The 4,225-nt window shown below is 49.4% G+C and carries 2 protein-coding genes and 1 riboswitch; both genes read left to right on the top strand.

Annotated features, from left to right (window positions below):
• The first annotated feature begins 754 nt into the window (after positions 1-754).
• The gene (gene asnB / locus ACNKIB_RS14680) at positions 755-2,623 is read left to right on the top strand and encodes an asparagine synthase (glutamine-hydrolyzing) (protein ID WP_417911319.1); all 1,869 of its coding nucleotides are present in this window, start codon (positions 755-757) and stop codon (positions 2,621-2,623) included.
• A gap of 430 nt (positions 2,624-3,053) precedes the next feature.
• A riboswitch (cyclic di-GMP riboswitch) is annotated at positions 3,054-3,128 on the top strand.
• Between the two features lie 19 nt (positions 3,129-3,147).
• Complete coding sequence (locus ACNKIB_RS14675) at positions 3,148-3,822, top strand: CAP domain-containing protein (protein ID WP_417911318.1); 675 nt, start codon at positions 3,148-3,150, stop codon at positions 3,820-3,822.
• Positions 3,823-4,225: the final 403 nt, after the last annotated feature.

Here is a 4,225-nt window from a genome sequence, read left to right as displayed (position 1 = left end):
GGCGTGAAAGTGAGCCAGGGGGCTTCATCTACGCATCAAGGTTCGAACCTTAGGGGCGGCCACAAGCTCTCCCCGACTCGTGTGCTGGCAGCTAACCACCACAACAGACAAGATACAAGGGCGGCCCCCTGTGGCCGCCCTATTGGTCGCCTCGCTGCAATGTACGTCTTATGAAAAAGATCTAATAGAGCATTCACACGTCTGAATGGAGTATTTACTCGTCTGAATGCTCCTGACAAACATCTGCAAGGAGTATTCACTCGTTTAAATGGAGATTTCGTTCGTCTAAAACATCTTAGTGAACATCCAAGATGAGCATTCATACGTCTAAACAGAGCATTCACTCGTTTAAATGGAGAATTTACACATCCAAAATTTATTCGTGAACATCCGCAATGAGCATTTATATGTTTGAATACTCCTAGCGAACATCCATCAGGAGCATTTACTCGTTTGAACAGAGTATTCACTCGTTTGAATAGAGCATTTACATGTCTGAACAGAGCATTTGCACGTCCAAAAGCTCTTCGCCAACCTTGGCAAGCTCCTTGCTCTCGAGGAGATCTAGGCTGATCAGCTTACCTGGGTTCTTCGCAGCCACACAATCTTCCGGCTAAAGAAAGCAGAGCTGCTTTTAGAGCAAAAATCCGCAGAAAAAGATCGTCAGCCCCTACTTCGCCTACTATAATCTGTCGCAGCAGGGCAAATTCTGATGTTCTTTCTCCTCCTCTCTCGACCATCACAATAACGAACTATGTGCGGCATCTGCGGTTTTAACTGGCAGGACGAGTCTTTGATTCGGGCAATGGCAGACACTCTTGCCCATAGGGGACCAAATCAGCAGGGCAGCTTCTGCTGTAAGGAAATTTCTCTTGGCTTTCGCCGCCTGTCGATCATTGACCTGAGCGACAAAGGCCGCCAGCCGATGTTCAACGAAGACAGCACGCTCTGCCTGGTCTTTAACGGAGAAATTTACAATTTCCAGGAGCTGCGGCGCGAGCTGGAACAGAAAGGCCATGTTTTCCGCAGCCATTCAGACTCTGAGGTCATCCTGCACGCCTATGAAGAGTGGGGCGACAAGGTGCTGCACCGACTGCGCGGCATGTTTGCCTTTGCTCTTTATGACCAGCGGCGCAGGCGGCTGCTTTTAGCCCGCGACCGCATCGGCATCAAGCCGCTTTATTACACCTGGCAGAACGGGCAACTGCGCTTTGCCTCGGAGATCAAGGCGATCCTTGCTGATCCACAGGTAGAACGGCGGCTTAACCTGCAAGCCATGTACGATTACCTCGGCTTTGAGTTCGTGCCTGCGCCCGAAACCCTGTTTGCCAATATTCACAAGCTGCCTGCTGGGCATTTGCTGATCCTGGAAAACGGGCAAATCCGCACCGAACAGTACTGGGATTTACAATTTCTGCCTGCGGAGCCGCAACTCTCCTTTGCGGAGGCCGTGGAAAAGATGCGCGAGCTGCTTGACCAGGCAGTTGCCAGCCATTTGGTCAGTGATGTGCCGCTCGGAGTCTTTCTTTCCGGGGGATTGGATTCGAGTTGCCTGGTTGCTTTGATGCGCAAGCACATTAGCGGCCCGCTTAAGACCTTTACCATCGGTTATAAGGACAAGTCATTCAGTGAGCTGGACTATGCCCAGATTGTGGCCGAGCATTGCCAGACCGAGCACCAGGTCTTAATGCTCGACAGCTTGAAGCCAGAGTATATCGAGAAGACGCTCTGGCATCTTGATGAACCCATGACCGATCTTTCCACGGTGCCGCTTTATTTGCTCTGCAAGCAAGCCAAGGAACAGGTGACGGTGTGCTTGTCTGGGGAAGGGGCAGATGAGAGCTTTGCCGGTTACGACCGCTTTAAGGCGAGCCAGATAAATCGCTGGTTCAGTTTGCTGCCAGAATTTGCCCGCAAAAACGTGCTGGGGCGATTAGCCCGCCTCTTGCCTGACCAGCCGCAGAAGAAAGGGGCGGTCAACATGCTCAAGCGCTTTATTGAAGGCGCAAATCTGGACCCAGCTGGGCAGCATTTGCGCTGGCAATATTTTCTCCAGCAGGAGTTGGTCGCGCATCTGTTCAATCCCAGCTTTTGCCAACAGATTAGCCTTGATCCCTTCCGCCTTGTTCGCGAGCATAACGCCCGTTGTCATGGAGTCAACGACCGGATCAATCGAGAAATCTACCTTGACACCCGTTTCATGATGACTGATTCCGTGCTCATGAAGGTGGATAGGATGTCTATGGCTAATTCGCTGGAGATTCGCGTGCCTCTGCTCGATCATCCGCTGGTTGAATTCATGGCTTCTTTACCTGGCCACTGGAAACTGAAGGGGATGACCACGAAATATATCTTCCGCGCCGCCCTTGAGGGACTTTTACCAGAGAAGATCGTCCATCGCGGCAAGCAGGGCTACAGTTTGCCAGTTAAACACCTGCTGCGCGGCGAGCTGAAGCAATACATGATTGAGCTGCTCAATGATTCGCCGGTGATTCGGGAACACCTGAATGTGCCCTATATCAATCAGCTGATTGCCGAGCACTCTGCCCTTAAGCACAATCACAACCACATCCTCTGGGCTTTGCTGAATATTGCTATTTGGCATAGGCGGTTCTTTCAATGAAGGGCGGGAAGTAAGACATGGGCCAGTTTTTTCCCTTACCGGAAAAGAAAACAGGAGTGGTAGGGGAATTAACAGCAGCATGGCCTCGGTTGCCTCTGTTGAAGGGGCAATTTTTTATTTATTAAACTATAAATATAAATTTTTGAATCCATAGCCGGAGAGGCGAGATTTCTTTGTATTTAGTGCGATTTAGGTATGCTCTATAAAGTTGACTTATATATTGTTTCTAGCGGTATTCTTAAAGAAGAAAATCATAATAACTTGAAATTAAGCGTATTATTATTAAAACGAGAACTTGATAACTATTATCAAGTATTCTTGACAAAGTTATTTTTTTAACCTATCCTGAAAGTAGGAAGAGCTGGTTTTAACTAAACAGAGTTCCTAACTTTCTGGTGGGTGCGGGAGAGGCGTTTCTCCTGCGCTGGAAAGTTGAAAAAGCCACAGCCGTCGCGAGGCGGTGTCGGAAAGCTACGGGTCTCACGAAGACAGCCGGGTTGCCTGCTACATACCAGGAGGGTATCATGAAAACCGCAACATTTGCAGGAGAAAAATCACGTTTCCAAGAGAGGATGGCAGTTCTAGCCGGAATTCTGCTTGTAACTACTCTTAGTGCATGTCAGGTCAAACCAGAAACTACTGTTCCAGGTGCTTATGCCGCTGACGAAGAAGGCGGCTGGGTGCGGATGAGCAGCATGGTCACACCAGCCGAGGCAGCCGCCGCTGTGCCTGATGCTAATTATGGCAGGGCAGGCACGGTTGATCCGGCAGCGATGGTGGCTGCCCACAACCGCTGGCGTGCAGAAGTCGGCGTGTCAGGATTAAGATGGTCGGATAAGCTGGCCAGTGTAGCACAAGGCTGGGCTGATCAGCTTAAGAACGAGGGCTGCGCCATGTATCACAGCGGCAACGGCTATGGTGAGAATATCTACAAGGCTAGTGCGTTGATGTGGTCCGATGGTCGTCGGGAGCTACAGAAAAAAACGCCGCAGCAGGTGACAGACAGTTGGGGCAGCGAAATTAAGTTTTATAATTATGCTGACAACAGCTGTAGCGGAGTCTGTGGGCATTACACCCAGTTAGTATGGAAAACCACTAGGGAGGTTGGCTGTGCCATGTCGGTTTGTGGCGACAACTCTCAGATATGGGTGTGCAGCTACTACCCGGCAGGTAATTTTGTTGGTCAGAAACCCTACTGAACTGTTCTGACCGGACTAGAACCTGATTGCTATCAGGATTAATGCAAAAAGGATTTCGCCGCGTGAATACGCGGCGAAATCCTTTTAATATTCTGAATATCCATTCCACTTTGTTGCGAAGCCTTGGGTCTAATACCCCTTCGCTTGTAACGTTATCTGTTGTTTTTACCCTTGCATGCCTGAACTTCGTTGCATTTGCCATTCTGATGGCTCATCGACTTGTTATGTTTATAGCCGCAGCGATATAAAATGATCAAGCAATTATTTTCATCCTATGAGTTGAATCTTATGGCCTATTCAGTAGATTTTCGCCGGAAAGTATTGGAAATCAAAGAACGTGAAGGTTTGAGTTTTGAGGAGGCGGCAGTACGCTTCGGAGTAGGCCAGGCCAGTGTTTTTCGGT

Source organism: Candidatus Electronema sp. PJ, assembly GCF_048287395.1.
Classification (GTDB): domain Bacteria; phylum Desulfobacterota; class Desulfobulbia; order Desulfobulbales; family Desulfobulbaceae; genus Electronema.
Note: the sequence above shows the minus strand (reverse complement) of the source record. Positions and strands in the feature narration are given on the sequence as shown.

Bases quoted from the DNA above. Each gene is read 5' to 3' on its own strand.
- asnB (WP_417911319.1), top strand. From the start codon at position 755: ATGTGCGGCATCTGCGGTTTTAACTGGCAGGACGAGTCTTTGATTCGG.
- ACNKIB_RS14675 (WP_417911318.1), top strand. From the start codon at position 3,148: ATGAAAACCGCAACATTTGCAGGAGAAAAATCACGTTTCCAAGAGAGG.